This window comes from Pseudarthrobacter phenanthrenivorans (assembly GCF_036455295.1).
GTDB lineage: Bacteria > Actinomycetota > Actinomycetes > Actinomycetales > Micrococcaceae > Arthrobacter > Arthrobacter phenanthrenivorans_C.
This window is the reverse complement of the sequence record NZ_JAYXNX010000031.1, coordinates 1-5,591: the sequence shown is the minus strand read 5'-3', so window position 1 is coordinate 5,591 and position 5,591 is coordinate 1. Positions and strand designations below refer to the sequence as shown.

The window sequence follows — 5,591 nt, the reverse complement described above, 5'->3', positions numbered from 1 at the left end:
TGTTTTACTTCAACGGAGAGTTTGATCCTGGCTCAGGATGAACGCTGGCGGCGTGCTTAACACATGCAAGTCGAACGATGAACCGGTGCTTGCACTGGGGATTAGTGGCGAACGGGTGAGTAACACGTGAGTAACCTGCCCTTGACTCTGGGATAAGCCTGGGAAACTGGGTCTAATACCGGATATGACCTTCCATCGCATGGTGGTTGGTGGAAAGCTTTTGTGGTTTTGGATGGACTCGCGGCCTATCAGCTTGTTGGTGGGGTAATGGCCTACCAAGGCGACGACGGGTAGCCGGCCTGAGAGGGTGACCGGCCACACTGGGACTGAGACACGGCCCAGACTCCTACGGGAGGCAGCAGTGGGGAATATTGCACAATGGGCGCAAGCCTGATGCAGCGACGCCGCGTGAGGGATGACGGCCTTCGGGTTGTAAACCTCTTTCAGTAGGGAAGAAGCGAAAGTGACGGTACCTGCAGAAGAAGCGCCGGCTAACTACGTGCCAGCAGCCGCGGTAATACGTAGGGCGCAAGCGTTATCCGGAATTATTGGGCGTAAAGAGCTCGTAGGCGGTTTGTCGCGTCTGCCGTGAAAGTCCGGGGCTCAACTCCGGATCTGCGGTGGGTACGGGCAGACTAGAGTGATGTAGGGGAGACTGGAATTCCTGGTGTAGCGGTGAAATGCGCAGATATCAGGAGGAACACCGATGGCGAAGGCAGGTCTCTGGGCATTAACTGACGCTGAGGAGCGAAAGCATGGGGAGCGAACAGGATTAGATACCCTGGTAGTCCATGCCGTAAACGTTGGGCACTAGGTGTGGGGGACATTCCACGTTTTCCGCGCCGTAGCTAACGCATTAAGTGCCCCGCCTGGGGAGTACGGCCGCAAGGCTAAAACTCAAAGGAATTGACGGGGGCCCGCACAAGCGGCGGAGCATGCGGATTAATTCGATGCAACGCGAAGAACCTTACCAAGGCTTGACATGAACCGGACCGCTGCAGAAATGTGGTTTCCCCTTTGGGGCTGGTTTACAGGTGGTGCATGGTTGTCGTCAGCTCGTGTCGTGAGATGTTGGGTTAAGTCCCGCAACGAGCGCAACCCTCGTTCTATGTTGCCAGCACGTGATGGTGGGGACTCATAGGAGACTGCCGGGGTCAACTCGGAGGAAGGTGGGGACGACGTCAAATCATCATGCCCCTTATGTCTTGGGCTTCACGCATGCTACAATGGCCGGTACAAAGGGTTGCGATACTGTGAGGTGGAGCTAATCCCAAAAAGCCGGTCTCAGTTCGGATTGGGGTCTGCAACTCGACCCCATGAAGTCGGAGTCGCTAGTAATCGCAGATCAGCAACGCTGCGGTGAATACGTTCCCGGGCCTTGTACACACCGCCCGTCAAGTCACGAAAGTTGGTAACACCCGAAGCCGGTGGCCTAACCCCTTGTGGGAGGGAGCTGTCGAAGGTGGGACTGGCGATTGGGACTAAGTCGTAACAAGGTAGCCGTACCGGAAGGTGCGGCTGGATCACCTCCTTTCTAAGGAGCACCTACAACAACCATCTGTCGTGTATGCGGTGGGTGTGGTGTTGTCAGGAGTAAAGGCCCGTTGCACGGACNGTCGAAGGTGGGACTGGCGATTGGGACTAAGTCGTAACAAGGTAGCCGTACCGGAAGGTGCGGCTGGATCACCTCCTTTCTAAGGAGCACCTACAACAACCATCTGTCGTGTATGCGGTGGGTGTGGTGTTGTCAGGAGTAAAGGCCCGTTGCACGGACGAATGTTTCGTGGCGGGTGCTCAAGGGTGGAATATCAACAAATAGCGGCTGTTTCTGTCTGCGCTTTTCTCTAGTACGAGCCCCTGCCTTTGGGTGGTGGTTCTGGAACGGTGGGTGCGGGTGGGGGTGGTTTAGGNCGAATGTTTCGTGGCGGGTGCTCAAGGGTGGAATATCAACAAATAGGTGCCTGGTGGCACGGATCATGTGCTAGTACGGATGCTCTCCTTTGTGGGGGTTGTTCAGGAACGTTGTGTGGTTTGTTCTGCTGGGTAGTGTTTGGCACACTGTTGGGTCCTGAGGCAACAGGGCCGGGGTTTTGTTCCCGGGTTTGTTTGTTTCTGGTTTCCCTGCTGCGACGTTTCATGCGCATGTTTGTGTGTGTGGGGTGTGTGGTGTGGGGTTGTTGTTTGAGAACTACATAGTGGACGCGAGCATCTTGTATAAGAAGCAATTTCCAAGATTATGAACCTGGATCTGATGGTTTGCCGGCTGCGCTTTTGGGTGTGGTTGGTTTGCTGTTTGGTTCCATGGTTTTCTCGAAAATGTTTTTGATCTTTGTGGTCAAGTTTTTAAGAGCACACGGTGGATGCCTTGGCATTAGGAGCCGAAGAAGGACGTAGGAATCTGCGATAAGCCTGGGGGAGTCGATAACCGGACTGTGATCCCAGGGTGTCCGAATGGGGAAACCCCGCTGAGCGCGCGAGTGACTTAGTGACCCGTACCTGAACACATAGGGTGCGTGGGGGGAACGCGGGGAAGTGAAACATCTCAGTACCCGCAGGAAGAGAAAACAATAGTGATTCCGTTAGTAGTGGCGAGCGAACGCGGATCAGGCTAAACCGTTCCATGTGTGATAGCCGGCGGGCGTTGCATGGTCGGGGTTGTGGGACTTTCCATACCAGTTCTGCCGGGCTGGTGGGGTGTGATGTGCGCGCATAGGTGAACGGTTTTGAAAGGCCGGCCAGAGAGGGTGTTAGTCCCGTAACCGTAATGTGTTTGTACCGCCTGTGAGAGTATCCCAAGTAGTACGGGGCCCGAGAAATCCCGTGCGAATCTGTCAGGACCACCTGATAAGCCTAAATACTCCCTAATGACCGATAGCGGACCAGTACCGTGAGGGAAAGGTGAAAAGTACCCCGGGAGGGGAGTGAAACAGTACCTGAAACCGTGTGCTTACAATCCGTCGGAGCCAGTCTGATTCTGGTGACGGCGTGCCTTTTGAAGAATGAGCCTGCGAGTTAGTGTTACGTCGCGAGGTTAACCCGTGTGGGGCAGCCGTAGCGAAAGCGAGTCTGAATAGGGCGTGTGAGTGGCGTGATCTAGACCCGAAGCGAAGTGATCTACCCATGGCCAGGTTGAAGCGACGGTAAGACGTCGTGGAGGACCGAACCCACTTCAGTTGAAAATGGAGGGGATGAGCTGTGGGTAGGGGTGAAAGGCCAATCAAACTTCGTGATAGCTGGTTCTCCCCGAAATGCATTTAGGTGCAGCGTTGCGTGTTTCTTGCTGGAGGTAGAGCTACTGGATGGCTAATGGGCCCTACAAGGTTACTGACGTCAGCCAAACTCCGAATGCCGGTAAGTGAGAGCGCAGCAGTGAGACTGTGGGGGATAAGCTTCATAGTCGAGAGGGAAACAGCCCAGACCACCAACTAAGGCCCCTAAGCGTGTGCTAAGTGGGAAAGGATGTGGAGTTGCCCAGACAACCAGGAGGTTGGCTTAGAAGCAGCCACCCTTAAAAGAGTGCGTAATAGCTCACTGGTCAAGTGATTCCGCGCCGACAATGTAGCGGGGCTCAAGTACACCGCCGAAGTTGTGGCATTCACATATGTTCCTAGCCTTCGTGGTTCAGGAGTGTGGATGGGTAGGGGAGCGTCGTGTGGGCGGTGAAGTCGCGGTGTAAACCAGCGGTGGAGCCTACACGAGTGAGAATGCAGGCATGAGTAGCGAAAGACGGGTGAGAAACCCGTCCGCCGAATGATCAAGGGTTCCAGGGTCAAGCTAATCTGCCCTGGGTAAGTCGGGACCTAAGGCGAGGCCGACAGGCGTAGTCGATGGACAACGGGTTGATATTCCCGTACCGGCGAAAAACCGCCCATGCTGAGCGGGGGATACTAACTGCCCGATACCTGTCCGATCACCCTTGTGGTGTGAGGGTTTTGGTGGAGCGCAGGACCTGATCCCGGGAGGCAAGCGTATTAACAGGTGTGACGCAGGAAGGTAGCCGAGCCGGGCGATGGTTGTCCCGGTCTAAGGATGTAGGGCGAGTGGTAGGCAAATCCGCCACTCTTGTGCCTGAGATCTGATGGGACCCCCGTTTGGGGGGATTTGGTGATCCTATGCTGCCGAGAAAAGCATCGACGCGAGGTTTTAGCCGCCCGTACCCCAAACCGACACAGGTGATCAGGTAGAGAATACCAAGGCGATCGAGAGAATTATGGTTAAGGAACTCGGCAAAATGCCCCCGTAACTTCGGGAGAAGGGGGGCCCCAACCTTGAACACCACTTGCTGGTGGGAGGGGATCGGGGCCGCAGAGACCAGGGGGAAGCGACTGTTTACTAAAAACACAGGTCCGTGCGAAGTCGCAAGACGATGTATACGGACTGACTCCTGCCCGGTGCTGGAAGGTTAAGAGGACCGGTTAGCCTCACGGCGAAGCTGAGAATTTAAGCCCCAGTAAACGGCGGTGGTAACTATAACCATCCTAAGGTAGCGAAATTCCTTGTCGGGTAAGTTCCGACCTGCACGAATGGAGTAACGACTTCCCCGCTGTCTCAACCATAAACTCGGCGAAATTGCAGTACGAGTAAAGATGCTCGTTACGCGCAGCAGGACGGAAAGACCCCGAGACCTTTACTATAGTTTGGTATTGGTGTTCGGAGTGGCTTGTGTAGGATAGGTGGGAGACGTTGAAGCCCGGACGCCAGTTCGGGTGGAGTCATCGTTGAAATACCACTCTGGTCACTTTGGACATCTAACTTCGGCCCGTAATCCGGGTCAGGGACAGTGCCTGATGGGTAGTTTAACTGGGGCGGTTGCCTCCTAAAAAGTAACGGAGGCGCCCAAAGGTTCCCTCAGCCTGGTTGGCAATCAGGTGTCGAGTGTAAGTGCACAAGGGAGCTTGACTGTGAGAGAGACATCTCGAGCAGGGACGAAAGTCGGGACTAGTGATCCGGCGGTACATTGTGGAATGGCCGTCGCTCAACGGATAAAAGGTACCTCGGGGATAACAGGCTGATCTTGCCCAAGAGTCCATATCGACGGCATGGTTTGGCACCTCGATGTCGGCTCGTCGCATCCTGGGGCTGGAGTAGGTCCCAAGGGTTGGGCTGTTCGCCCATTAAAGCGGTACGCGAGCTGGGTTTAGAACGTCGTGAGACAGTTCGGTCCCTATCCGCTGCGCGCGCAGGAAATTTGAGAAGGGCTGTCCTTAGTACGAGAGGACCGGGACGGACGAACCTCTGGTGTGTCAGTTGTACTGCCAAGTGCACCGCTGATTAGCTACGTTCGGATGGGATAACCGCTGAAAGCATCTAAGCGGGAAGCTCGCTTCAAGATGAGATTTCCATACACCTTGCGTGTGAGAGGCCCCCAGCCAGACCACTGGGTTGATAGGCCGGATGTGGAAGCGAGGACTAACGACTCGTGAAGCTGACCGGTACTAATAGGCCAACAACTTACACCACACAGAAACACATTCTGCTTGCGTCCACTATGTGGTTCCCAACCAACAACCCCCAACACCGGGGTCGTCAGACGGAACCAAATAACTGAATAACAACACCACAATGTTGTAACCACAGTCTTCCCACCCCCA

2 rRNA genes are annotated in these 5,591 nt (G+C 55.1%); both read left to right on the top strand.

The window, feature by feature from the left end:
* Positions 1 to 9: 9 nt before the first annotated feature.
* Positions 10 to 1,534, top strand: a 16S ribosomal RNA gene (locus VXJ37_RS20920).
* A 799-nt stretch (positions 1,535 to 2,333) separates the two neighbouring features.
* Positions 2,334 to 5,460: ribosomal RNA gene (locus VXJ37_RS20915) — 23S ribosomal RNA — on the top strand.
* Together the 16S and 23S rRNA genes form the textbook arrangement of a ribosomal RNA operon.
* Positions 5,461 to 5,591: the final 131 nt, after the last annotated feature.